Origin of the sequence: Aminobacter anthyllidis (assembly GCF_018555685.1) — a bacterium.
Taxonomy (GTDB): Bacteria; Pseudomonadota; Alphaproteobacteria; order Rhizobiales; family Rhizobiaceae; genus Aminobacter; species Aminobacter anthyllidis.
Genome location: NZ_JAFLWW010000010.1, coordinates 110,903 through 133,440 on the forward strand (window position 1 = coordinate 110,903; position 22,538 = coordinate 133,440).

Annotated in this window: 23 protein-coding genes and 1 tRNA gene; 2 read left to right on the forward strand and 22 right to left on the reverse strand. The window is 64.7% G+C overall.

Going from position 1 to position 22,538, the window contains the following annotated elements; translation table 11 throughout:
* Nucleotides 1-83 precede the first annotated feature (83 nt).
* From J1C56_RS26750 to J1C56_RS26810, 13 genes are all read right to left on the reverse strand, one after another.
* Nucleotides 84-1,727 carry an FkbM family methyltransferase gene (locus tag J1C56_RS26750; RefSeq protein WP_214393041.1) on the reverse strand — a complete coding sequence of 548 codons (1,644 nt, stop codon included), beginning with the start codon at nt 1,725-1,727 and terminating at the stop codon, nt 84-86.
* Between the two features lie 213 nt (nt 1,728-1,940).
* Nucleotides 1,941-2,852, reverse strand: coding sequence for an outer membrane beta-barrel protein (locus tag J1C56_RS26755; RefSeq protein ID WP_214393042.1), 912 nt, complete (start codon nt 2,850-2,852; stop codon nt 1,941-1,943).
* A gap of 313 nt (nt 2,853-3,165) precedes the next feature.
* Nucleotides 3,166-3,657: a YbjN domain-containing protein gene (locus tag J1C56_RS26760; RefSeq protein WP_214393043.1), complete on the reverse strand. Its 492-nt coding sequence runs from the start codon at nt 3,655-3,657 to the stop codon at nt 3,166-3,168.
* 299 nt (nt 3,658-3,956) lie between these two features.
* Nucleotides 3,957-4,041 (reverse strand) — tRNA-Leu (locus tag J1C56_RS26765).
* 229 nt (nt 4,042-4,270) lie between these two features.
* Complete coding sequence (locus J1C56_RS26770) at nt 4,271-4,888, reverse strand: 2,3-bisphosphoglycerate-dependent phosphoglycerate mutase (protein WP_214393044.1); 618 nt, start codon at nt 4,886-4,888, stop codon at nt 4,271-4,273.
* A gap of 45 nt (nt 4,889-4,933) precedes the next feature.
* On the reverse strand, nt 4,934-5,743 hold the full coding sequence (gene dapB, locus J1C56_RS26775; RefSeq protein WP_214393045.1) for a 4-hydroxy-tetrahydrodipicolinate reductase: 810 nt from the start codon (nt 5,741-5,743) through the stop codon (nt 4,934-4,936).
* Nucleotides 5,744-5,775: 32 nt separating this feature from the next.
* Nucleotides 5,776-7,638 carry an ABC transporter ATP-binding protein gene (locus tag J1C56_RS26780; RefSeq protein WP_214393046.1) on the reverse strand — a complete coding sequence of 621 codons (1,863 nt, stop codon included), beginning with the start codon at nt 7,636-7,638 and terminating at the stop codon, nt 5,776-5,778.
* A gap of 51 nt (nt 7,639-7,689) precedes the next feature.
* Entirely contained in the window at nt 7,690-8,712 is a 1,023-nt protein-coding gene (locus J1C56_RS26785; RefSeq protein WP_214393047.1) for a glucokinase, read from the reverse strand.
* Between the two features lie 26 nt (nt 8,713-8,738).
* Entirely contained in the window at nt 8,739-9,122 is a 384-nt protein-coding gene (locus tag J1C56_RS26790; protein WP_214393048.1) for a methylglyoxal synthase, read from the reverse strand.
* Between the two features lie 89 nt (nt 9,123-9,211).
* The gene (gene mepA / locus J1C56_RS26795; protein WP_214393049.1) at nt 9,212-10,306 is read right to left on the reverse strand and encodes a penicillin-insensitive murein endopeptidase; all 1,095 of its coding nucleotides are present in this window, start codon (nt 10,304-10,306) and stop codon (nt 9,212-9,214) included.
* A 95-nt stretch (nt 10,307-10,401) separates the two neighbouring features.
* Nucleotides 10,402-11,316 (reverse strand): SDR family oxidoreductase, encoded by a 915-nt coding sequence (locus J1C56_RS26800; protein WP_214393050.1) that lies wholly within the window; start codon nt 11,314-11,316, stop codon nt 10,402-10,404.
* Complete coding sequence (gene queG / locus J1C56_RS26805) at nt 11,313-12,470, reverse strand: tRNA epoxyqueuosine(34) reductase QueG (protein ID WP_214393051.1); 1,158 nt, start codon at nt 12,468-12,470, stop codon at nt 11,313-11,315. Before queG ends, J1C56_RS26800 begins: the two co-directional genes overlap by 4 nt.
* The gene (locus tag J1C56_RS26810; protein ID WP_214393052.1) at nt 12,451-13,143 is read right to left on the reverse strand and encodes a glutathione S-transferase family protein; all 693 of its coding nucleotides are present in this window, start codon (nt 13,141-13,143) and stop codon (nt 12,451-12,453) included. The genes queG and J1C56_RS26810 overlap by 20 nt, the downstream gene beginning before the upstream one ends.
* Nucleotides 13,144-13,303: 160 nt before the next feature.
* Between J1C56_RS26810 and J1C56_RS26815 the strand changes: the two genes are divergently transcribed.
* A complete protein-coding gene (locus J1C56_RS26815; RefSeq protein WP_214393053.1) occupies nt 13,304-14,110 on the forward strand; it encodes an undecaprenyl-diphosphate phosphatase in 807 nt (268 codons plus the stop codon).
* Between the two features lie 173 nt (nt 14,111-14,283).
* On the opposite strand, the gene J1C56_RS26820 is transcribed toward J1C56_RS26815, so the two are convergent.
* From J1C56_RS26820 to J1C56_RS26830, 3 genes are all read right to left on the reverse strand, one after another.
* The gene (locus J1C56_RS26820) at nt 14,284-15,051 is read right to left on the reverse strand and encodes a sulfite exporter TauE/SafE family protein (protein ID WP_214393054.1); all 768 of its coding nucleotides are present in this window, start codon (nt 15,049-15,051) and stop codon (nt 14,284-14,286) included.
* A 14-nt stretch (nt 15,052-15,065) separates the two neighbouring features.
* Nucleotides 15,066-16,040: a complex I NDUFA9 subunit family protein gene (locus tag J1C56_RS26825; RefSeq protein WP_214393055.1), complete on the reverse strand. Its 975-nt coding sequence runs from the start codon at nt 16,038-16,040 to the stop codon at nt 15,066-15,068.
* Nucleotides 16,041-16,230: 190 nt separating this feature from the next.
* Entirely contained in the window at nt 16,231-16,689 is a 459-nt protein-coding gene (locus J1C56_RS26830) for a DoxX family protein (RefSeq protein ID WP_214393056.1), read from the reverse strand.
* A 204-nt stretch (nt 16,690-16,893) separates the two neighbouring features.
* Here J1C56_RS26830 and J1C56_RS26835 point away from each other — a divergent pair, with 204 nt between their 5' ends.
* The gene (locus tag J1C56_RS26835; protein ID WP_184768501.1) at nt 16,894-17,091 is read left to right on the forward strand and encodes a CsbD family protein; all 198 of its coding nucleotides are present in this window, start codon (nt 16,894-16,896) and stop codon (nt 17,089-17,091) included.
* Between the two features lie 226 nt (nt 17,092-17,317).
* Here J1C56_RS26835 and J1C56_RS26840 read toward each other — a convergent pair whose 3' ends face one another.
* The 6 genes from J1C56_RS26840 to J1C56_RS26865 form a co-directional block, all read right to left on the reverse strand.
* A complete protein-coding gene (locus tag J1C56_RS26840; RefSeq protein WP_214393057.1) occupies nt 17,318-17,704 on the reverse strand; it encodes a hypothetical protein in 387 nt (128 codons plus the stop codon).
* Between the two features lie 327 nt (nt 17,705-18,031).
* On the reverse strand, nt 18,032-19,057 hold the full coding sequence (locus tag J1C56_RS26845) for an Ldh family oxidoreductase (protein WP_214393058.1): 1,026 nt from the start codon (nt 19,055-19,057) through the stop codon (nt 18,032-18,034).
* A 5-nt stretch (nt 19,058-19,062) separates the two neighbouring features.
* The gene (locus J1C56_RS26850; RefSeq protein ID WP_214393059.1) at nt 19,063-19,869 is read right to left on the reverse strand and encodes an ABC transporter permease; all 807 of its coding nucleotides are present in this window, start codon (nt 19,867-19,869) and stop codon (nt 19,063-19,065) included.
* A complete protein-coding gene (locus tag J1C56_RS26855) occupies nt 19,866-20,573 on the reverse strand; it encodes an ABC transporter permease (protein WP_338001509.1) in 708 nt (235 codons plus the stop codon). The genes J1C56_RS26850 and J1C56_RS26855 overlap by 4 nt, the downstream gene beginning before the upstream one ends.
* Before the next feature lie 241 nt (nt 20,574-20,814).
* Complete coding sequence (locus J1C56_RS26860; RefSeq protein WP_214393060.1) at nt 20,815-21,594, reverse strand: transporter substrate-binding domain-containing protein; 780 nt, start codon at nt 21,592-21,594, stop codon at nt 20,815-20,817.
* A 70-nt stretch (nt 21,595-21,664) separates the two neighbouring features.
* On the reverse strand, nt 21,665-22,477 hold the full coding sequence (locus J1C56_RS26865) for an ABC transporter ATP-binding protein (protein ID WP_214393061.1): 813 nt from the start codon (nt 22,475-22,477) through the stop codon (nt 21,665-21,667).
* Between the last annotated feature and the right edge of the window lie 61 nt (nt 22,478-22,538).

The following is a 22,538-nucleotide window of genomic DNA, read 5'->3' on the forward strand; positions in this document are numbered from 1 at the left end:
AGAGGGGGATTTTTTCAGGACTGTTGTAGGCTCGGACCGACACCAGCTTTGTGATCAGCCGGACACGCCCGCCGGAGGCCGATCTATACGCGGCGACGCAAGACGGCATCCTGCGCATGGTAGCGTCCGGAACCCAGCATTTCCCCCAATTGCCGCGGCGAAGCCGTCACGAGCCCGCCGCCCGGCTCCATATCGAGCAGCGATATGTCGAAGTGGCCAGTCAGCCAGACGAGGTCGACCGGTGGGACGTGCAGGATCTCAACCAGGGCCGCGAAGTCGCCGAGGCTTGGCAGCATGCCGAGCGCGCCACGCAGTACGGCCGCCTCGTGGCCTTCAACGTCCACTTTCGCCAGAACGCGCATTGTCGAAGGATCGGCGTCGAAGTCGCGGAGGAGGACATCCAGCGTGGTTGTTCGCACTGGCAGGGTCTTGCTGTGGCCCGGTTTGAGGCGGACCGTGCCCGACCATTGTGGATCGACATGAAGCGCGGCTTCACCCGACTTGTCGGACAGCGCAGCGTCGACAACAGTCGCGGACAGTCCTGACTCGCGCAAAGTGCGTTCGAGATAGGGACGTATGGCCGGATTGGGCTCGACCGCGACGATGCTTGCTCCAGAAGGCAGGCCACCATTGACGAGCATCTCGCCATAGTTGGCGCCGACATCGATGACATGTGTCCAGGGCCGTTCCTGCAACAGCAGGTGCCAGGCAGCCAGGGTAGGCGGATTGAAGTTGCCGCCAGACTTGATCAAGTGCTGGCCGCGGCGGTCCAGAGGATCGACATGTATCCACGCGCCGCTCGGGACACGGACACGATCCGGCAGCGTGGCAACTTCCGGCTTTCGCCCGACAGCCAGCCGGCTGGGCAAGCGGAGTATCTTCTTGCCCAGCCGCCGCAAGCGGTTCTGGGGGCGGCGCGCTTCGGCTTTCGCGTTAAGCCTTGCGATCTCCGCGCGAAAAGCATGCTCCTGGGTGTTCCATTCGGCCTCCTTCTGCTCCATGTGCCGCACGCGGGCAGCCACAGGCATCAGGCTGACCGCGGGATTGCGGGGGCCCAGATGGCGATCCCGCGCCACCGTATGTGGCCAGAGATGCAGGTCGGACTCCCTGTTGTCCATGGCCCATGCCGTCGGGCGGAAATTGGCGAACCGAAACGCCATGTTCATCGAAAGCTGGTCCCGGCGCGAGTAGCGCATGACGTGCGAAGCCCAGGCCTCCAGCATCGCACGCACGCGCGCCGAGTGATGGTCTCTGACTAGGATGCCTGTCCACCACGGGCGCTCTTCCAGCACTTCGGGACAGCTCAGCGTGTAGTGGTTGAGCTGCTCGAAAATGCGGGTGGGATCGTCAAGACCCTGTCTCGCCACTTCCAGGAACTCATCCAGTACCGTCTCCCTGAAAGAGTGAGATGGGACGAGGAAGCCGACCTCGGGCTCGAACAGCTCCAGCAACCGTTCAGGCGGCTCCTTCAGGATCACCGAATTGTCGATGTAGACGGAGCAGTCGTAACCCGGCAGGTGGAGATACGGGCGGATCTTCAGGTCGCGCTGGCTGCGTATCGGGTCCTGCGGAAACAATGGCTCGACCACGCGGCAGTTCCAACTCTCGCTTCGCAGCGTGGGATCGTCGGTCAGGCAGATGAAGGGCAGGTTGGAACGGGAGGCGGCCGGCTGTTCGTTGAGGTCTTCGTAGCCCCCAAGCAGCACGGTGTAGACGCAACATTTCATTCCGTACGCCTCAACTGTTTCAAGCGGGCATCTGCGGCCCATGTCCTTTCGGCCGCCTGTCCATTGACCTGGAATGGCTGAACCCCGCGTTTCAGTCTGCGGGCAGTTCGGGCAACTCGCAAGGTGTCCGCGTAAGGCTGCGGAGTGTGAAACATCGCCGCAAAGAAAAAGGGCGCCTTGTGGCGCTCTTTTACATTCAACTGCGCCGAGCCACTACTCGACTTCGTTGGCGTTGAAGGCGACCCATTTGCCGAAGGACGGCAAATCAAGGGAGCCAGGTGCACGGTCGGCTTCGCGCAGGGTCGCGCCGGAGCGGAATTTCAGTCCGACCATCAAGGTATGGAAGTTCTCGCCGTAGCGGTATTGGTCGCTATCAAGCGCATGGTAGGAAATCTGGGTGAATTCATAGCGGGCGAACAAAGAGACCGGCCAGGTTTCCGGGCGGATTTCGCTCTCCACGTTGAAGTCGAAGATCCGGTTGGGAAGATCGTCCGTCCACTTCTTGCCGCCGGCATAGGCGCCGTCCAGCTTCACCGACCAGTTGTCGTTGAGGAAGTAGTTGATGCCAAGCCGGGCGAATGGCGCCTCGCGCGTGCCTTCGTCGTACCTGTCGTATGAATCGAGGTAACCCGCCTGGGCGAATACCGAGCCCCAGCCGGTCAGCAGCTTGCCTTCGGCGCCGGCGAACCAGTAGTTCATCTCGCGGTTGGAATCGCCGCGGTCGTCGTGAATGCCAAGGCCGCCCAGGGCACCGACGAGAAAGCTGTCCGTGCGATGGTAGAGGTGGACGGCGCCGTGGCCATAAGCGTTGGTCCTGTCGCCGTCGGCGACGTCGGGCCGGCCTAGCGCCGCCGCCTGCAGGTCGCCCTGGATGCCCCAATTGGCGGCAAAATCGTAGCCCAGCGTTCCATCAAACATCACGGTTGGGCGGGTGTCGGCAACTTTCACGCCGCCAGATGATTCTATCCCCAGTCCACCAAGCGTGTTGTGGACGCCGGCGAAGGCGAGGCCGATGCGATAGCCGATGGCCTGCTGGTCGGAAGACTGTTCGCCGGAGATTGCCGCGGACGACATGCAAAGGAGAGCCATGGCGCTGGCTGCGCCAAGATAATTTAGAGATTTCATGATGCCAACCCGGCCTGCAATTTCAAATATTATGGTTCAAGTAATTTTCAACTGAGTAATTGACGAAGAGACTATAGCAATAGGTCAGCGCGTGGACTCGCGACAATTTACGAAGTTCTTTAGGTGTGTGGCATATTTATCGCAACTTGTTTACGACACTGCAATGCACGTAAAATGACAATTCCTGGGATTGATACAACCATCAGATGTGGTTCGAGCGCGCGTCATGCGGTCCGACATTCGATTTGTCGCATTGCCCCTCCTTTCACTGGGCTCCCGTTGAAGAGCCTCCGCGCCTGCGGGGCAAGCGGGCTTAGCGCCAGCCTATATAGGTGGTGAACTCGGCCATCAGCGTGTCGAAGCGCTCGAGGTTCTGCGAAAGGTTGGCGGCCGAAACGCCGCCGCCGCAATCGATCAGGTAGTCGAAATAGGTGTTTTCCTTGTCGTTGGAGGCGCGGCCGGCGACCTTCTTGTTGTTCCATTCGAGCGCCTTGTCCTGCATCGCCTTGTCGGTCTTGAAGCTGCTCTGAAACTGCACGCGCCGGCACTTCTGCGGCTCGGCGCCCTCGCAATTGTAGAGATAGACCCAGAAGTTCATGCCGGAGGCCTTGGAATCGATGACCGGCAGATTTTCGCTGTCGACGCCCACCTTGGCCTGATACCCGGCCTTGATCATGATGTCGCCGAACTCCGCGACGGTTACGCCTTCGACGACGGCCGGCGTGGCCTGAGGCTTGTCTTCCGCCCTGGCTGCCGTGCCGGCAGCGAGGGCCAGTGCAGCGGCAAGAAGGGCAAAGCGCAGCATCGGCGTGCTCCTCAACAAGGTTGTGCATTAATATTAGCGCAACCTGATATTAGCATCGAGCATGGGCCAGCGGGAAGCTGACCATTTGGGCGATGACCGAGGGTGCAGGCGGCGGCGATGGTGAGGGTCGGGCGGCTGACGCTTGTGGCGCCAACCTCGGGCGGATGCCGGTTCAGACCGCGACGCCAGGCCGCTGGCGGCGGCGCCGGACAATGCGCAAATCAAGGCAATAAAAAAGCCCGGCGAACCGGGCTTTTTTGAATGCTTCGCGACAGTTGAAACTGTCCGAAGCAGGAAACTGGTGCCCAGAAGAGGACTCGAACCTCCACGCCTCGCGGCACACGGACCTGAACCGTGCGCGTCTACCAATTCCGCCATCTGGGCTGGTGGCGGTGATGTAAGCGGGCGAAGCGACTGTGTCAACGCGCTTTTTCAGCTTTTGCCGACGAATGCTGCGGCTGGCCGCAAATGTCGCAATCAGGCACAAAGCCTGACGTAGGGGCCGACAGGGCTTTCGAAGCCGGCGAAGGGTGGAAGCCGCGCATGCACGGCTCCCAAACGTATCTGGAATGCTCCAGCATCCCTTTGCGCGTCCAGCTGGACGCGCGGTGGCTCAGGCCAGCACGTCCTTGGAAGCGACGGTCGAATCGGCGTTGAGCTTGTAGACGATCGGAACGCCCGTTCCGAGTTCGAGCTTGACGATGTCTGGGCCCGAAATGCCTTCGAGCGCCATGATCAGCGCGCGCAGCGAATTGCCGTGCGCCGCCACCAGCACGGTGCCGCCGGAGAGCACGTGCGGCTGCATGTCGTGCATGTAGTAGGGCCAGACGCGCGCGCCGGTATCCTTCAGGCTTTCGCCGCCGGGCGGCGGGGTGTCGTAGGAACGGCGCCAGATGTGGACTTGCTCCTCGCCCCACTTGGCGCGGGCGTCGTCCTTGTTGAGGCCGTTGAGGTCGCCATAGTCACGCTCGTTGAGGGCCGCATTGCGAATGGTCTCGAGATCGCTCTGGCCGAGCGCGTCGAGGATGTGTTGGCAGGTCGTCTGCGCGCGCGACAGCGCCGAGGTGAAGGCGATGTCGAACTTCAGGCCGCGCGCCTTGAGCTTCTCGCCGGCGGACTTGGCCTCGGCATGGCCCTGCTCGGTCAGGCCGGGGTCGCGCCAGCCGGTGAACAGGTTCTTGAGGTTCCATTCGCTCTGGCCGTGACGGACGAGCACGAGAGTACCGGACATTTTTGCTCCCTTGGGTGAGGACTAGTTGGCAGGATTGGTTTGGTTCTAAAGCCCGAGCACGTCGCGCATCGAATAGAGGCCGGGCTTGCGGCCATGCGCCCACAAGGCTGCCTTGACGGCACCTCTGGCGAAGATCGTGCGATCCTCGGCCAGGTGCGACATGACGATGCGTTCGCCGGTGCCGGCGAGAATGACCGAATGCTCGCCGACGACCGAGCCGCCGCGCAGCGCGGCAAAGCCGATGGTGCCCGTCTCGCGCACGCCGGTGTGGCCGTCGCGGACGCGCACGCTCTTCTCGGCCAGCGCGATCTTGCGGCCTTCGGCGGCGGCCTCGCCAAGCAGAAGTGCGGTGCCCGACGGCGCGTCGACCTTGTGGCGGTGGTGCATCTCGACGATCTCGATGTCGAAATCGTCGGGACCGAGCGCCTGGGCGGCCTTTTCGACCAGCACCGACAGCAGGTTGACGCCGAGGCTCATATTGCCCGACTTGACGATGGTGGCGTGACGCGCGGCAGCGGCGATCCTGGCGTCGTCGTCAGGCGAACAGCCGGTCGTCCCGATGACATGGGCGATGCGGGCCTGGGCGGCATAGCCGGCGAACTCGACGGTTGCGGCCGGAACGGTGAAATCGAGCACGCCGTCGGCCTTGGCGAAGGCTGCCAGCGGGTCGTCGCTGATGGCGACATTGATGATGCCGATGCCGGCGAGTTCGCCCGCGTCCTTGCCGAGATGCGGCGAGCCGGAACGTTCGATGGCGCCGACGACGCGGACGCCTTCCATCGTGTGCACGGTGCGCAACAGCACCTGTCCCATCCGGCCGGCGGCGCCGACAACCACAAGACCCATCTCGCTCATATCAGGCTCCCTGAAGCGGCATGCGCTTGCCGCTACGCTACTATTGCAGTCTCGACGGTATCGTCCACCAGTCCAAGTGCTGCCTCATCGTGCAGATTGTGGAAGCGGGCGTAGATGCTGTTCTGGTCGGCCATGAGGCCGGCATGCGTGCCTTGTTCCACTAGGCGTCCTTGCTCCAGCACCACGATATGGTCGGCATTGATGACCGTCGAGAGGCGATGGGCGATGACGATGGTGGTGCGGCCCTTGGTGGCGCCGGCAAGGGCTGCCTGAACCCGCGCCTCGGATTCGTTGTCGAGCGCCGATGTCGCCTCGTCGAGCAGAAGGATCGGCGCGTTGCGCACCAGCGCGCGGGCAATGGAGACACGCTGGCGCTGGCCGCCGGAAAGGGTCGAGCCGCTTTCGCCGACTGGGGTGTCGTAACCCTCGGGCTGGTCCAGAATGAAGTCGTCGGCGAAGGCTTGCCTGGCTGCCTCGCGGATATCCTCGTCGGTTGCGTCAGGACGGCCGTAGCGGATGTTGTCGGCGATGGTGCCTTCGAACAAATAGGGGTGCTGCGAGACATAGGCGATGGACTGGCGCAGCGAGCGCTTGGTGACTGTCGAGATGTCCTGGCCGTCGATGACGATGCGGCCGCCGTCGAGGTCGTAGAAGCGCTGCAAAAGTGCAATCAGCGTCGACTTGCCGGCGCCCGAAGCGCCGACGATGGCAGTGGTCTTGCCGCCGGCTGCGGTGAAGCTGAGCTCGCGCAGGACCGGGATGTCGTCGCCATAGCCGAAGGAGACGTTGTCGAAGCGGATTTCGCCTTTGCCAACAGCGATCGCCCTGGCGTCCTCGCTGTCTTCCTGGCGCGGCGGCGTGTCGAGGATCTCGTAGAGCATGCGGGCGTTGACCAGCGCGGCCTCTAGCCCGACCTGGGTGCGGGCAAGGCGGCGCGCCGGATCATAGGCGAGGATGAACGAGAAGATGAACGAGATGATGTTGCCGGGCGGCTGCATGTCGACGGCCGAGCGGTAGCCGGCGTAGCCGATGATGCCGGCAAAGATCGCGCCGCCGAGCATCTCGGTGATCGGCGAAAGGCGCTCCGACACCCGTGCGATCTTGTTCGACCGCGCCTCGACGTCGCCGATCAGCCCGTCCATGCGCCTGGCGAGCTGATCCTCCATGGTGAATGCCTTGACGATGGCCATGCCCTGGACGGTTTCCTGCATCGAGCCGAACAGGCGGGCGCCGACGAGGACGGCATCGCGGTTGAGGCGGCGCAGCCGGCGCATCAGGTAGTTGACGGCAAAGACCAGCGGCGGACCGATCAGCAGGACCAGCAGCGACAGCATTGGGTCCTGGTAGATCATGACGCCAACGAGGACGATGAGCGAGACGGCATCGCGGGCGATCGAGGTGACCAGGATGTTGAGCAGGTCGCGCACGCCGGCGACATTCTGGTTGACCTGGGCGATCAGCTGGGCCGAGCGCTGCGACGAGAAGAAGTCCATGCCGAGGCTCATCAGGTGGTCGAAGATGCGGCGCTGATAGCGGGCGATGAGATTGTTGCCGACCTTGGCGAGGACGACCGCCTGGCCATAGGTGGACAGGCCACGAATGACGAAGGCAGCGAAGATCGACAGGCTGATCAGCAGGATCAGGTCGGCGCGCCGTTCGTAGAACACGAGGTTGACGACGTCGCGCATGACCCAGGCGAGAAAGCCCGTCGTGCCCGAGATGGTAAGCAGGAAAATCGCCGCGAAGGTGTAGTTCCAGACGTAGTCGCGGCCATTCTCGGCGACGATGCGCTTGATGACGCCCGCAATCTCGCTGCGCGGGGAATTGGGCGTCTGGTTCGGGTCGATGGTCAAACAGGCAGTCCTGTCGCTACTTGCGAAAACTGCGCCTCTCATAAAGCATGACGCCGCGAGGGGAAACCGCCATTTGCCGCAGTGCGGTAGTGGTTAGACGCGCCAGCGCCGGTCGCCGGTCTCGATGCCGAAGAGATCAGGATTGCGGGCATAGGCGGCAAGCCCGGCAAGGGCGGCCAGCGGGTGGGTGATGACATAGACCGGCATCGAGGCCATCAGCTCGCGATGCGGGGCCTTGTCTTCGAAGGCCTCGCGGAAATTGCCCTGTTTCAGCGCCGGCACGATCTTCTGGGCGATGCCGCCTGTCAGGAAGACGCCGCCCTTGCTCTTGAACACCAGAGCGAGATCGCCGGCGGTACGGCCAAGGCAGGTGACGAACAGCGACAGCGCTTCGACGGCCACCGGATCGCTGCCGTCAAGGGCGGCTGCGGTGACCTGTGCCGGCTGGGTGAGGGTAGGCGTCTTGCCGTCGGCCTTGGCCACGGCGCGGTAGGTGTTGACCAGCCCACGGCCACACAGGATCTGCTCGCCCGAAATGCGGCCCTCGAGCTTTTCGATATGGGGAAATACTTCGAAATCGCGCTGAGAACGCGGGCCGATGTCCATGTGGCCGCCTTCGCCGGGAACAGGGATCCAGCGTCCGAGCGCGTGGATCAGCCCGGCGACGCCAAGGCCCGTGCCGGGCCCGAGCACGACGCGGCCGGCACCCTGTTCGGGTTCGCCGCCGCCGATCTTTTCCATATGCTCGTCGCCAAGTGCCACCACGGCGAGCGCCTGGGCCTCGAAGTCGTTGAGGACGAGGATGTCGACGAGGCCGAGCGTCGCAAACATCTGCCGGGGGCGCACAACCCAGGGGCAATTGGTAAGCGCGATCTCTTCGCCCTCGACCGGGCCGGCGACTGCGAGCACCGCCGAGCGCGGACGCACCGGCGCGCCGTCGAGCACGGCCAGGATGGCGTCGTCGATGGTGGCGTAGCTGGCGGTCTGGACGATGCGCGGCTCGCCGGCATCCTTGTCGGCGCTTTCGACGATTGCGAAGCGCGCATTGGTACCGCCGATGTCGCCGATCAGGATCGGGAATGGGAGGGCCTGCGCCTGCTCGCTCTGATGTGACATGCCCGGTCTCGTCCCCACGTCGGCGTTCAGCCGTTCTCTTGGTTTTCCAGCATGATCTCGGCCGTCGCCCGATTCAACGCCATGGGAATGTCGTAGACGATGGCGAGCCGCATCAATGCCTTCACATCGACGTCATGCGGCATCGGCGTCAGCGGATCAACGAAGAAAATCAAAAGGTCGATCTTGCCCTCGCTGATCAGTGCGCCGATCTGCTGGTCGCCGCCGAGCGGACCGCTTTTCAGCCGCGTCAGGTTGAGGTCGGGGCAGGCCGCCAGGATGCGCTGGCCGGTGGTGCCGGTGGCGACGATGTGGCAGGTCATGAGGAACTCGACGTGATCCCCGGCGAAGGCGACAAGATCGTCCTTCTTCTCGTCATGGGCGATCAGGGCGAGGCGCAATGCAGGGGTCAATGGAGGGCTGCCATTACTATCTAAATCGTTTGAAATCCATAGACCGATTTCCGGCGATTTGGAAGCACCGTGGCGCACCCTCCAGTGCGTCACTTGTTGGCTGGGCGCGGACGCGGCAGCGGGATGTCGACCGAAGGCCGCGGCGCGAAGGCGTTTGCCTCAGCTGGCACGCCGGGATCGGTGATCACGGGCGTCTCAGCCACTGCCGGAGCCTGGGGTGCTGGCGTCGCCGCATATTCGCTGCCACCGGGGCCGTGGTAGGTGACGGCGGCTTCCGAAGTCGGCGAGGGCGCATCGAGCACGGCGCGGCACGCCTTGGGCAGGCTCGACATCGTCATGATGTCACGCGCCCTCGGCTTGGCCGGGCCAGTGGCCGGGCGCCAGGGTTCCTCGGTGAACCACCAGGCCAGCGACTTGTCGCAGCCGTCGCCGCGTGGCGTCGGATCCTGCTCCTTGCAGCCCACCGAACCGGCCTGGCAGCCGATGCGGACGTGGAAATGATAGTCGTGGCCCCAGAACGGGCGGACCTTGCGCAGCCACGAGCGGTCGCCGGTGACGGTGTCGCAGAGTTTCTTCTTGATGCCCGGATTGACCAGTATGCGCTCGACTTCGGGATAGCTCGCGGCGCGCTCGAGCAGGCGCGTATGCGCCGGCGTCCAGCGTTTTTCGATGACGCGATGGGTCTTTTCGTTGACCATCGACACCGCGCTCATGTTCTCGCGCTCGGTCGGCGATAGCCGGTGGTCAGGCATCGGCGTCAGCCAGATGTCGGCGTCGAGGCCGATCTGGTGCGAAGCGTGGCCGGTCAGCATCGGGCCGCCGCGCGGCTGCGAGATGTCGCCGACAAGCAGGCCGGGCCAGCCGTCGGCGGTGGCTTCGCGCGACAGCTTCTCGATCAGCGCGATCATCTTCGGATGACCCCATCGCCGGTTGCGTGACAGCCGCATCGCCTGCCACGTCGGGCCGTCGGTGGCGATCGCGACGCCGCCGGAAAAACAGCCCTTGGAATAGAAACCGTAGGAAGCAGGCGCGATGGCGGCAGGCAGCCTCTTGCCGCCGAACAGGTCCTTGGCAAGCTCAGAGGCGCTAGCTGCGTGAATGTCAGTGCCAACAAGGCCAAGTGTCGCGGCCGCCATCAGGAGCCGCCCTGCCTTGCCAAGAAATCCGCTGGAAAATGCCGTCATGGAACCCGATCCTCTCAGCCAGCTTGGGCTGCCACGGTTACCGAAAGGTAAATTTCAGCACCCGCACCCCGGTCATTTCGTCGCGCAGCCGGCGCTCAACCTTGCCTGATCGGACTGCGCCGGTCGCCTTGTCCTTCGCCGCGCCAGCTGCCGTCGGCCCACATGCTGTCCAGCGCCTTGCGATAGTCGGGCATGCCGAACTTGTAGCCGAGCGCCTTGACCGCGGTGTTGGCGACACGCTTGTTTTCGCCATAGAAGGATCGCGCCATGGGCGAAAGTTGGGCAGTCTCGAAAGGAATTTCAGGCGGCGGTGCCACGCCCATCTTTTCGGCCGCATAAGCGACCACGTCCTGCGGCGGCGCGGGCTCGTCGTCGGTGACGTTGAAGACGCCGCCATAGTCGCCCTCGGCGAGGAACCACAGCGCGCCAGCGATGTCGTCGACATGGATGCGGTTGAACACCTGGTCCTTCTTGACCAGCCGCTTGGCGGTGCCGTTTTCAAGGTTGACGAAGGCGTTGCGGCCCGGCCCATATATGCCCGACAGGCGCAGGATCGCCACCGGCCGTGCGACCGCTTCACCAAGCTCATGCCAGGCCTGCTCGGCGTCGAGCCGCATCGCGGAACGGCCCGGTTTCGGGCGGCATGTGGCGGTCTCGTCGATCCAGGCGCCACCATGGTCGCCATAGACGCCGACGGTCGAGAGATAGCCGATCCAGCGCAGCAGCGGCATGCCATGGATGATCGCTTCACGGGCGGTATTGAGCACCGGGTCGCCGTCATCTCCGGGTGCCGCGGAGACGACGAGATGCGTGGTCTTGGCCAGTTGCGCCCTGATTTCCGGGGTGAGGTGCCCATCAAAGACGAAGGGCTCGATGCCGGCGGCTTCGAGGCCTGCGACCTTGTCCGCTGACCGGGTCGTGCCCACTATGTTCACGCCTTGCGGGCGTATGCGTGCAAAGGCCTTGCCGGAATAGCCGGCGCCGAAGATGAAGAAGTTCTGCTCGGTCATGCCTGCGTCCGTGCCGGTTCGACTTGCGTGAGCTGCCATTCGGCGATCACGTCCTGTTCGGTTTCGACCTTCAGCGCCTGTTCTGCAAGAGCCGAAAACGTCGCGTCGGGCAGCAGCCGCGACAGCGCCCACACGGCGGCGCCGCGCACCAAGGGCGAGGGATCGGCAAGCAAAGCCTGGCAAGGCTCGACCAGCGCCATGTCGGCCGAGTTGCCCGATGCAATCAGGACGTTGCGGACGAAGCGGTCGCGGCCGATGCGCTTGACCGGCGAGCCTGAGAAGAAGGTACGGAAGCTCGCGTCGTCGAGCAAAAGCAACTCGGAGAGGCGCGGTTCGCGCAGGTCGTCGCGGGCGGCGAGCTTCTGCTCCGATGCGGCCTGGGCGAACTTGTTCCACGGGCAGGCGGCGAGACAGTCGTCGCAGCCGTAGATGCGGTTGCCGATCTTGTCGCGGAATTCGAGCGGGATCGGGCCTTTGTTCTCGATAGTCAGGTAGGAGATGCAGCGTCGGGCATCGAGCCTGTAGGGTGCGGGAAAGGCGTCGGTCGGGCAGGCATCGAGGCAGGCGCGGCAGGACCCGCAATGGTCGATCTCTGCTTCGTCAGGCTGAAGCTCGGCAGTGGTGAAGATGGTGCCCAAAAACAGCCAGGAGCCGAACTCGCGGCTGACCAGATTGGTGTGCTTGCCCTGCCAGCCGAGCCCGGCGGCTTCGGCCAGCGGCTTTTCCATGACGGGTGCTGTGTCGACGAACACCTTCACGTCGCCGCCGGCGCGGGCGACGATCTTGCCGGCGATCTCCTTCAGCCGGCCCTTCATGACGTCGTGATAGTCGCGGTTGCGGGCATAGACCGAGATCGCGGCGCGGTCGGGCCGGCCCTGGAGCGCGCGCGGATCGCTGTCGGGGCCATAGTTCATGGCGAGCACGACGATCGAACGCACCTCGGGCCACAGGGCGGAGGGTTCGCTGCGCCGCTCCAGCGTCTCGGCCATCCAGGCCATGGAGCCGTGCAGGCCTTCATCGACGAATTGGGCGAGGCGGGCAGGGGCCAGCGGAATGGCGTCGGGGCGTGTGACGGCGATAGCTGCGAAGCCGGCGCGTTTGGCTTCGCGCTCGATCAGCTGGCGCAGGGCCGTATCAGAAATCGAGGTCCGCATAATGCGATGCCGGGGTCAGCCCGCGCACCCTGTCGGTGAGCAGGGGCCGGAAGGACGGGCGCGACTTGACGCGTGTGTACCATTCGCGCGCCGAGGAATATTCGCGCCAGTCGATCTCGCCGAGATAGTCGAGCACCGAAAGCGACGCTGCCGCGGCAAGGTCGGCATAGGTGATGCGCGTGCCGGCGAGCCAGTGACGCGTGCCGGCGAGCCAGTTGGTGTATTTCATGTGCTGGCGAATGTTGGCGCGCGCCGCGCGGATGGCCGCCGAATCGGGCGAGCCGCCGCCGGCCGATTCCGGCATCAGCGGCTTGAGCACGCGTTCGCGCACCAGATGCCGCGTCACTTCGCTTTCGGTCTTGGTCAGGTACCAGTCGGTGAGGCGGCGGATTTCGGCGCGCTCCATCGGGTCTTCGGCAAACAGGCGCCGCTCGCGCTTCAGCACGCCGCGGGTCTCGTCGATGTATTCGGAAATGATCATCGCGCCGACGATCGGCACGTCGCCCTCGGCCAGAAGCACCGGCAAGGTACCCGCCGGGTTGAGCGACAGGAATTCCTTGCGCCGTGTCCAGGGCTTCTCCTCGATCAGCGCCAGCTCCTCGCCATATTCGCCGAACGCCAGACGGACGAAACGGCATGTGGCAAACATCGGGTGGTGGAAAAGCGTCAGCATGGTCCTGCGAAATTCGTGATCGATGGCGCTCTGGCGAATCGCCTGATGCGTCGCTAGAGCTTCTGGGCCCGGCTCGCCGGGCTTCTCGGGCGACCCGACCTATAGGGTGAGTTCCGCCCCATGACAAGCAATCGCGCATGAACGCCTCGCGGGGATGGGAATGGATAGCCAGACAATCATCAATGCACTGCTGCTCGGCCTGCTCGAGGGCCTGACAGAGTTCATCCCTGTGTCCTCGACCGGCCACATCCTGCTCGCCGGGCATTTCCTGGGTTTCCACTCGACCGGCAAGACCTTCGAGATCCTGATCCAGCTCGGCGCGATCCTTGCGATCCTGTCGGTCTACGCTACCAAGCTGTGGCGGATGCTGATCGACCTGCCCCGCGACCCTCAGACGCAGCGTTTCGTCGCGGGCATCCTGATCGCCTTCCTGCCGGCGGCGATCATCGGGGCACTTGCGCACGACTTCATCAAGACGGTGCTGTTCGAATCGCCGCGGCTGATCTGCGTCATGCTGATCCTGGGCGGTATCGTGCTGCTGTTCCTCGACAAGCTCGACCTCAAGCCGCGCTACGGCGACGTCACCAACTTCCCGCTCTCGGTCTATCTCAAGATCGGCCTGTTCCAGTGCCTGGCGATGATCCCCGGCACCTCGCGCTCGGGCGCCACCATCGTAGGTTCGCTGCTGATGGGCGTGGAAAAGCGCGCGGCGGCGGAATTCTCGTTCTTCCTCGCCATGCCGACAATGGCCGGCGCCTTTGCCTACGACCTCTACAAGAACCGCGACATTCTTTCAGCGGCGGACCTGCCGGTAATCGGCATCGGCTTCCTCGCCGCCTTCATCACCGCGCTGCTTGTCGTGCGGCACCTGCTCGACTACGTCTCGCGCAACGGCTACGCGCTGTTTGGCTGGTGGCGCCTGCTGGTCGGCGGCGTGGGATTGATCGCGCTGATGGTCTGGGGCTGAGAGCCCACTGCCAACTCTACTCTGCCGGCCATCTGACGCGGTTTTCTGCGCTTCCGGTGCTCACGTACTTCAGTACGCTCCGCTCCGGTTCTCGAAGAACCGCGCCATATGTCTCGGCAGAGCGAGTTATCAAGCGGGCTCTCGCGTCGAGCTGGCCACCCCGGACAGGCGCCTCAACCCAGTCCCATCAATCCCCTGCGCAGCAGGTCCAGCGCCAGCACGGTGATGGCGATCTTGAACCATTTGCGGAAGCTTTTTTCCGGCATGCGTTCGAGCAGCTTGGTGCCATAGACGGTGCCGAGATAGCCCGAGACGATCATCGCGCCGATCAGCGGCAGCCAGTCCCAGAAGGCGAAGCCGGCGAGGCCGAAGACGATGATCTTGAGCCCGTGCTGGGCGACCATGCCTGCGGCATGAGTGGCGACGAGCGCCTTGCGGTCATTGGCGAAGAATTGCGCGAACAGCACCGACACCAGCGGCCCGGTGGCGCCGACAAGCATGCCGATCAGCGCGACGACGACGCTGCCGATGGCAAGCCCGGTGCGGGTCAGCTTGTCGATGCCGGGGATCTTGGCCCAGGTGATGGCGATGACGAAGGCGCCGAGCACCAGCTTGAGCAGGGCATCGGGCAGCTGGATGACGACAAAGGCGCCGATGATCGCGCCGACGACGCTGCCAGCGATGAAGGGTGCCGCCACGTCCATGCGCACATTGGCGCGCTGGTGCCAGGCGCGGCCGGTGTTGGAGCCGAGCTGAACGGCGCCATGGACGGGGATGAGGGCGGCGACAGGCACGAACAGGCCCATCAGCGTCAGCATGGCGATGCCGCCGCCGACGCCGAAAGCCGCGGTCAGCGCCGAGGTGAAGGCGCTGGCGACGATGAGGATGACGGCAATGAGCGGGTCGAGCCCCTGCGGCAGGAGCGTGGCGAGGGCGTCCATGCGCCCTCAGCCGGTCAGGCTTCGGTCCGGCGGGTGAACTGGCCGGCGGCGCGGTAGCGCCAGAGGTAGCTCGGCAGGATCGATGCGGTCGACTTCGGCGCGATGCCGACGGTTGCGATGGTGCGGCCTTCATCGAGGGCCGCCTTCGACACGACATTGTCCGAACGCAGCAGCAGGACCTGGTCCTTGGTCAAAAGCGGATTGGGCAGCATGCCGAGAATCGAGGCCTGCAGTTTGGCGATCGACCACGGCACCGTCACCAGCGTGCGCTTGCGGTCGATGACCTCGAGGATCTCTTCCATGCACTGCTTGAAGCTCAGCACCTGCGGGCCGCCGAGCTCATAGATCGTGCCGCCCTTGACCTTGCCGTCGACGGCGCGCGCGACCGCCTCGGCGACGTCGCCGACATAGATCGGCTGGAACCGGGTCTCGCCGCCGCCGATCAGCGGCAGCACGGGGGAGAAACGCGCCATGTTGGCGAAGCGGTTGAAGAACTGGTCCTCGGGGCCGAAGACGATCGACGGGCGATAGATCACCGCGTCCGGCAGCGTGTCCATAACGGCCTTTTCGCCGCGCGCCTTGGTCTGGGCATAGGCCGATGGCGAGTTGGCGTCGGCACCGAGGGCCGAGACATGGGTCAGCGAGGCGCCAACGGCACGGGCCGCCTCGGCGACGGCACGGGCGCCGAATTCCTGCACCGTCGAGAAGCGCTGGCGTCCGCCTTCATGCAGGATGCCGACGAGGTTGACGACGTGCGAAGCGCCCTGGACGGCGCGGTCGACCGACCAGCGCACGCGCAGATTGGCCTGCACCGGCTGGATCTGCCCGACATTGCCGAGCGGCTGCAGGTGGAAGGCGAGGTCGGGCCGGCGGCAGGCGACGCGCACGAGATACCCGCGCTTGGCCAGCGCCCGCACGACATGGCGGCCCAGGAAGCCGGACCCGCCGAAAACGGTCACGAGTTGCGGGGTCTGCAGAATTTCAGTCATCGCTGGCTCCGGTCGCCAAAAGGGGCAGAAGATGTAGCGTTTCTTAGCCCGTTTCGCGAAAAAGGCAATCATCGAGCGACTGCACGGAGCGGCCCGCGCCGATCTGGCGCGGGCATGCGGCTTGCCTTGGGAGGCAGGGTTCAAAGCATGATTGAAATCCGGTTCCCGGAAACGATCATGCGGTCACAAACTAGAACTCGCGGCCGAGGCGCGCGTCGACAGAGTGGCGGTTGCCGCCGCGGATGACGAAGAACAGGAAGATCGCCGCCCAGATGATCGACTTCTCGGCGCCCTGGTAGCCCTGGCTCATGGTGACCCAGTGGAACCAGACGGTGACCAGCAGCACGAACATGGCGGCGAAGGCGGCCGGGCGCGTGAACAGGCCGATGGCGATCAGGATGCCGCCGAAGAACTCGGTGCAGGACAACAGCAGCGACCAGAAGGCGCCGGGGTAGAAGCCGAGGCCTTCGACCATTTCGGCGGCGCCGAAGGGGTCGGAGATCTTGCCGAGGCCGTGGATGACAAGGGCGCCGCCGGCGACGAGGCGCAGGATCGTTTCGGCGGAATCGTGGAAGTTCGAATAAAGGCCGCGAAGCGCGGGAATGAAAAGTCGGCGGCCGGAATTTTCGGTCGTCAGGGTCAAGGACATGTCTCCGTTTGCGGGGCTATGCACGGTTGAAATATTGCAATGCACCAACGCCGCGAAGCCAGGGTCACGGTCAAGTCAACAAGGATTGATATAAAGATGATTAACAAAGTCAACTTTTAAAAAAGTCGGAACCCGAGCGGCGTGGAGGCGTTCATCCCCCAGTGCGGCGCTCCTGTCGTGCCAATCCCCGAAAGGAGAAAAGCAATGAATTGGAACCAGATCGAAGGCAATTGGGAGCAGTTCAAGGGCAAGGTGCAGGCCCAGTGGGGCAAGCTGACCGACGACGATCTCGACGTCATCAAAGGCAAGCGCACCGAACTCGCGGGCCGGCTCCAGGCCCGTTACGGCAAGGCGCAGGAAGAGGCCGAGAAGGATATCGACGGCTGGCTTTCGCGCCACTGAACCGTCTGCCACTGAACCGTCTCTTGCAACGCGCCGCGGGCTGATCGCCCGCGCAAAGCCCCGCCAGCGTGCGGGGCTTTTCGTTGCCCATGCAGATCGCGCCAATGCAGAAAACCCCGCGCGAGGCGGGGTTTTCCGGATAGCAGCGATGCGGGCGACCGACGCCCAGCGAGGCCGTCGCCTTCGCGAGGGGCATGATCAGAAAGCCGGTTCCAGACTTTCGGGATCATGCCCGAGGCATCAGGAGGGTTCCCGGCAGGTCTTGCCACCCCAACCCTGCTGGCCCGACATGTTGCCACCTGCAGTCCTGGATGAACTTGGTGTTGCAATCCGGGAACTTGCTCGAGCCGTTCTTGCAGTACTTGTCTTCGGTCGCGCCGCCATTGCCCGACGAAGCCTTGCCGCTCGGGCCGGATGGCTTGTCGTTGTCAGGCGCATCGGAGATGTCGCCGGGGCCCGAAGGGCCGTTGCCGCCCGGTGCGTCGGAGATATCGCTTGGACCCGACGGACGGTCGCCGCCGCCCGGGCCAGCCGAGAAGCTGGCGGCATTGGCGCTGCCGATGGCACCGGCAAGCAGCAGGACGGCGGTCAGGATGGTGATCTTGGTCTTCATGGTCTCATTCCCTTTTCGAGGTTGTGTTTCGGGGCCGCGGAAACGCTCTGGTTTCCACGTCGGAACGATCTTTCGGTTTGGGTTCCCCCCGGTTGATCGGGCGAGCTCACCTCGCCCCGGACATGACTGGGTCGCAGCGTCAGCGGGAAAGGTTCAAAGGGGGTTCGAATTATTTTCGCGGGGGTTCGTGTGGGGGTGGGCCGTTGGACCTTGGTTCTGAAGTCACGGCATGAACACAGTTGCCATGCCGTGACGGTGAAATCGCTGATGCGGTCCAGGCTTGCTGCCTCGTTGGGCGGCGTCTCAAAGCGGAGCCGAAAGCCCGGATCAGTCTGCCTGCCGCGCCGAAAACTCGCTGATGCGGATGTGCAGGGCCATGGGGATCGTGATGCCCTCCACCTCCGACCGAGCCCGGGCAGCGGCTTTTGCCGGGCCGGGGATGTGGACGTGATACTGATCCGACAACCGGTCGAGCTGTTCGCGCATGCGGGTTTCAAAGCCGGGATCGAACAATTTCGGGTCGAGGGCGACAATGAAGAGCCCGGTGCCCGGCGTCTCGTGTCCTTGCGATATCGACGGCGCGTCGACCGACCAGTTGGCGCCTGAGACGCCGGCGGCCAGCACCTCGACCATCAGCGCGACATTCGCGCCGCGCGCGCCGCCAAAGGCGAGCAGCACGCCTTTCATCGCCTTCTTGGCGTCGGTGGTCGGCTTGCCCTTGGCGTCAAGCGCCCAGCCCTCGGGGATCGCCTCGCCTGTTTCGGCGGCCTTGCGGACATTGACGTAGGCGGTGGCGCTCGACGACTGGTCGATGACCAGAGGCGGGCCTCCGGCTGAGGGGGCCGCGAGCGAGATCGGGTTGGTGCAGAACACCGGCTTGGTCGAACCGGAGCCGGCGACAAGCGCGGGACCGTTGGTGGCGGCGAGCGCGACGAGGCCGGCTTCGGCGAGGCGGCCGGTAAAGTAGCCGAGCGCACCGCAGGTGTAGGCGTTCCTTTGCGAGAATACGGTAACGCCGAACAGCCGCGCTGCCTTGGCGATCTCCTCGAAGCTGCGGTCGAAGCCGGTGTGGGCGGCACCACCCTGGCCGTCCGAGAGGTAGATCGCCAGCGCCGGCCGGGTGACCACGGGCTCGACCTTGCCGTCGATGCGCCCGGCTTCGAGCGCTTCGAGGTAGTCGACATAATGCGACAGCCCGACGCTCGACTGGCCATCGGCTTCCGCAGCGACTGCGGCGAGAGCGATCGAGGTCGCTGTTTCCTCGGCAGCACCCGCGCCGACGGCGGCTGATATGCACAGCGCGCGTGCCTCGTCGAGGCTCAGCGTGACCGTTTCTGTCCTTGTCTGCGGCATGGGCTTCATCCCAGTCTGGACGGAATCTTCGCCTCCAGCTTGCGGAAGCCGAAGACGAGGATGCCGGTGATGATCAGATAGATGAGGGCGAGCAGCAACAGCGGCTCGTAGACGATGAAGGTGTCCTGGCGGACGCGCGAGGCCACCGCGTAGATGTCGATGACGGTGATGGTGGCGACGAGCGGCGTCGCCTTGAGCTGCAGCACGGTTTCGCCTGCGAGCGTCGGCAAGGCACGGTGGATCGCCTGCGGCAGCCAGATGCGACGGAAGCGTTTCCACGGACTCATGCCGAAGGCGCGGGCGGCTTCGAGCTGCCCCCTCGGCACGCCGGCGAAGGCGCCGCGCATCACCTCGCCTTCGTAGGCGGCGTAGGAGAGCGTCAGCGCCACCACGGCATAGGGCCAGGCTTGCCTCAGGATCGGCCACAGCTCGGACTGCCTGATCCACGGAAATTGCGGGAACAGCGAGCCGAGGCCGTAATAGAGCAGCCACAGCTGCAGCAGCAGCGGGGTGCCACGGATGACGGTGCAGAAGGCTTTCGCCGGCCATGCGAGCCAGAACGGACCGGCCGCCTGGGCAAGGCCGAGCGGTACGGCGAGCATGAAGCCGAGCGTCACCGTGACGACGAGGATCCAGATGGTGCGCCAGATGCCGAGCAGCGCCAGGTCGTAATATCTGGGCAGCCACTCCCAGCGCATGAACAGGGCGGCCGATAGCACGAGTGCCGCAGCGATGGCGATCAAGACGATGCGGTGCGGCTGCAGCCACTCCGAGCGGGCGGGGGCCGGCTGGGTCGAGGCGGCGGTGCTCATCGGCCGGTCTCAGCGATCGGCGGCATGCCGCGCCGTGCCCAGCGCTCGATGCGGCCGATGATGACGTTCGAGAACAGCGTCAGCAGCAGGTAGAGCACGCCGGCGGCGACGAAGAAGGTGAAGTAGGCCTTGGTGGTGGCGCCAGCCTGGCGTGTCTCCTGGGTCAGCTCGTTGAAGCCGACGACGGCAAGCAGGGCGGTGTCCTTGGTGGCGATGAGCCAGAGGTTGGCGAGGCCGGGAATGGCGAAGGGCAGCATCGCCGGCAGGGTGATGCGGCGCAGCATCTTGCCCGGCGGCATGCCGTAGGCACGCGCCGCCTCGATCTGGCCCTGCGGTATGGCCAGGATGGCACCGCGGATGACTTCGGTGGCGTAGGCGCCCTGGACGATGCCGAGCACGCCGATACCCGCGACGAGGCCTGAAATGTCGACCGGTGCGTAGCCGAGGCCGTCGAGTGCCCGGTTGATGAGGTCGGTGCCGGCGTAATAGAGCAGCAGGATCAGCACCAGCTCGGGCACGGCGCGCACGACGGTGGTGTAGACCTCCATCAGGTCGCGCACGATCGGGCTGCCATAAAGCTTGCCCCAGGCGCCAGCGATGCCGATGGCGAGGCCGAGCCCGAAGGCACCGACGGCGATCTGGATGGAGTTGGCGAGCCCGCGCAGCAGGTTGGCGCCCCAGCCGGGCGGGGAGATCGCCAGCAATTCGACGGCGCTTGTCTGCAGCAGCGGGGTCAGCAGGTGCTCGATATCAGTGGTCCTTTGGAGAGCTGCGCGTTGCGCATTTCCCCTCCCCCCTGTGGGGAGGGGTCAGGGTGGGGGGATGGCGCGCAGCCGGTGCCCGAAGGACCCCCACCCTTTATCCCTCCCCACAAGGGGGAGGGAGGGCGTTGGCGTCGCGACTGATCCGGTGCTGGCGCAAGGCCGGATCTGCTCGCTCAGCCCCTCACTTGCCGTAGATGTCGAAGTCGAAATACTTCTTGGCGATCTCGGCATATTTGCCGCTGTCGCGCAGCGACTTGATGGCGGCGTTGAACTTGTCCTTCAGCTCGGTGTCGCCCTGGCGCAGGCCGATGCCGACGCCCGGACCGAGAATCTCGACGTCCTCGGCGACGTCGCCCTTCATGTCGCAGCAGGCTTTGCCGGCATCGGTGCCGAGGAAGGTCGCCAGCGACAGCGAATCCGCCTGCACCGCGTCGACGCGGCCGGCGGCGAGGTCGGCCTGGGCCTCATCCTGGGTCTGGTAGATCTTGATCTCGGAGGCCACGTCGGCGAAGTGCTTCTTGGCGTAGGCCTCATGCACCGTCGAAACCTGGACGCCGATGATCTTGCCCTTCAGCCCTTCAGGGGTGGCTTCGAACTTGGCATCCTTGGCACCGATGATGCCGGCCGGTGTGTTGTAGTATTTGTCGGAGAAGTCGATCGACTTCTTGCGCTCGTCGGTGATCGACATCGAGTTGATGATGGCGTCGATCTTCTTGGAATTGAGCGCCGGGATCAGGCCGTCCCACGCGGTCATGGTGACCTCGCATTGAAGCTTGGCCTCGGCGCAGAGTGCTTCGATCATGTCCATTTCCCAGCCGCTCCATTTGCCGGAGGCGTCGGGCGAGGCGAAGGGCGGATAAGGCTCCGGCGCCATGCCGACCTTGATCGCCTGGGCGCTGGCGTTTCCGGCGCTCAAGCCAAGCACCAGGGCCAGGGCTGCGGTTGCAAGCAGTGCTTTCATGCTGTCTCTCCCGTTTTCGTTGTCTTGTCGTTCCCGTGACTTCGTCCGCTGATGTTGTTTTCGGATTGCGCTAGCCGATGCTGCGGATGAATTGCTTGAGGCGTTCCGACTTCGGCGCGCCGAATATCTGTTCGGGCGGGCCTTCCTCCTCGACCACGCCGTTCCAGAGATAGATCACATGCGTCGCCACCTCGCGGGCGAACTTCATCTCATGCGTCACCAGCACCATGGTGCGGCCCTCGCGGGCGAGGTCGCCGATGACCTTGAGCACCTCGCCGACAAGCTCGGGGTCAAGCGCCGAGGTCGGCTCGTCGAACAGCATGACGCGCGGCTGGACGGCGAGAGCGCGCGCGATCGCCGCGCGTTGCTGCTGGCCGCCGGAGAGATAGGCGGGATAGACGTCGCGCTTTTCGGCGAGGCCGACGCGGGCCAGAAGCTTCTCGGCTTCGACGATGGCGGCCGCGCGCTTGATGCCCAGCACATGCACCGGCACCTCGATGACGTTTTCCAGCAGCGTCATGTGGCTCCACAGGTTGAAGCTCTGGAACACCATGCCGAGGCGCGAGCGGATGCGCTCGATCTGGCGGCGGTCGGCGGGAATGCTGTCGCCAAAGCCATTGGGCTTGAGGCGGATCTGCTCGCCATTGACGCGGATGATGCCGCTGGTCGGGTTTTCCAGGCAGTTGATGCAGCGCAGGAGCGTCGACTTGCCCGAGCCCGAGCCGCCGATGATCGCCACCACCTCGCCGTCGCGCGCCGACAGCGACACGCCCTTCAGCACATGCAGCTGGCCGAACTTCTTGTGCAGGTTCTCGACATGGATGGCTTCGGCGGCGACGCCGTCGGTCGGGGCAGGGTGATGGGCTGCATCGACCGCAGCCATCAGCGACGGCCTCGGTGTTTGAACGTTTTCCCGTCAGCTGGCAATCGGCTGCTCATGGTCG

Excerpts from the sequence above, each read along its gene's own strand:
- J1C56_RS26750 (WP_214393041.1), bottom strand. The coding sequence starts at position 1,727 with ATGAAATGTTGCGTCTACACCGTGCTGCTTGGGGGCTACGAAGACCTC.
- J1C56_RS26755 (WP_214393042.1), bottom strand. The coding sequence starts at position 2,852 with ATGAAATCTCTAAATTATCTTGGCGCAGCCAGCGCCATGGCTCTCCTT.
- J1C56_RS26760 (WP_214393043.1), bottom strand. The coding sequence starts at position 3,657 with ATGCTGCGCTTTGCCCTTCTTGCCGCTGCACTGGCCCTCGCTGCCGGC.
- J1C56_RS26770 (WP_214393044.1), bottom strand. The coding sequence starts at position 4,888 with ATGTCCGGTACTCTCGTGCTCGTCCGTCACGGCCAGAGCGAATGGAAC.
- dapB (WP_214393045.1), bottom strand. The coding sequence starts at position 5,743 with ATGAGCGAGATGGGTCTTGTGGTTGTCGGCGCCGCCGGCCGGATGGGA.
- J1C56_RS26780 (WP_214393046.1), bottom strand. The coding sequence starts at position 7,638 with ATGAGAGGCGCAGTTTTCGCAAGTAGCGACAGGACTGCCTGTTTGACC.
- J1C56_RS26785 (WP_214393047.1), bottom strand. The coding sequence starts at position 8,712 with ATGTCACATCAGAGCGAGCAGGCGCAGGCCCTCCCATTCCCGATCCTG.
- mepA (WP_214393049.1), bottom strand. The coding sequence starts at position 10,306 with ATGACGGCATTTTCCAGCGGATTTCTTGGCAAGGCAGGGCGGCTCCTG.
- J1C56_RS26800 (WP_214393050.1), bottom strand. The coding sequence starts at position 11,316 with ATGACCGAGCAGAACTTCTTCATCTTCGGCGCCGGCTATTCCGGCAAG.
- queG (WP_214393051.1), bottom strand. The coding sequence starts at position 12,470 with ATGCGGACCTCGATTTCTGATACGGCCCTGCGCCAGCTGATCGAGCGC.
- J1C56_RS26810 (WP_214393052.1), bottom strand. The coding sequence starts at position 13,143 with ATGCTGACGCTTTTCCACCACCCGATGTTTGCCACATGCCGTTTCGTC.
- J1C56_RS26815 (WP_214393053.1), top strand. The coding sequence starts at position 13,304 with ATGGATAGCCAGACAATCATCAATGCACTGCTGCTCGGCCTGCTCGAG.
- J1C56_RS26820 (WP_214393054.1), bottom strand. The coding sequence starts at position 15,051 with ATGGACGCCCTCGCCACGCTCCTGCCGCAGGGGCTCGACCCGCTCATT.
- J1C56_RS26825 (WP_214393055.1), bottom strand. The coding sequence starts at position 16,040 with ATGACTGAAATTCTGCAGACCCCGCAACTCGTGACCGTTTTCGGCGGG.
- J1C56_RS26830 (WP_214393056.1), bottom strand. The coding sequence starts at position 16,689 with ATGTCCTTGACCCTGACGACCGAAAATTCCGGCCGCCGACTTTTCATT.
- J1C56_RS26835 (WP_184768501.1), top strand. The coding sequence starts at position 16,894 with ATGAATTGGAACCAGATCGAAGGCAATTGGGAGCAGTTCAAGGGCAAG.
- J1C56_RS26840 (WP_214393057.1), bottom strand. The coding sequence starts at position 17,704 with ATGAAGACCAAGATCACCATCCTGACCGCCGTCCTGCTGCTTGCCGGT.
- J1C56_RS26845 (WP_214393058.1), bottom strand. The coding sequence starts at position 19,057 with ATGCCGCAGACAAGGACAGAAACGGTCACGCTGAGCCTCGACGAGGCA.
- J1C56_RS26850 (WP_214393059.1), bottom strand. The coding sequence starts at position 19,869 with ATGAGCACCGCCGCCTCGACCCAGCCGGCCCCCGCCCGCTCGGAGTGG.
- J1C56_RS26860 (WP_214393060.1), bottom strand. The coding sequence starts at position 21,594 with ATGAAAGCACTGCTTGCAACCGCAGCCCTGGCCCTGGTGCTTGGCTTG.
- J1C56_RS26865 (WP_214393061.1), bottom strand. The coding sequence starts at position 22,477 with ATGGCTGCGGTCGATGCAGCCCATCACCCTGCCCCGACCGACGGCGTC.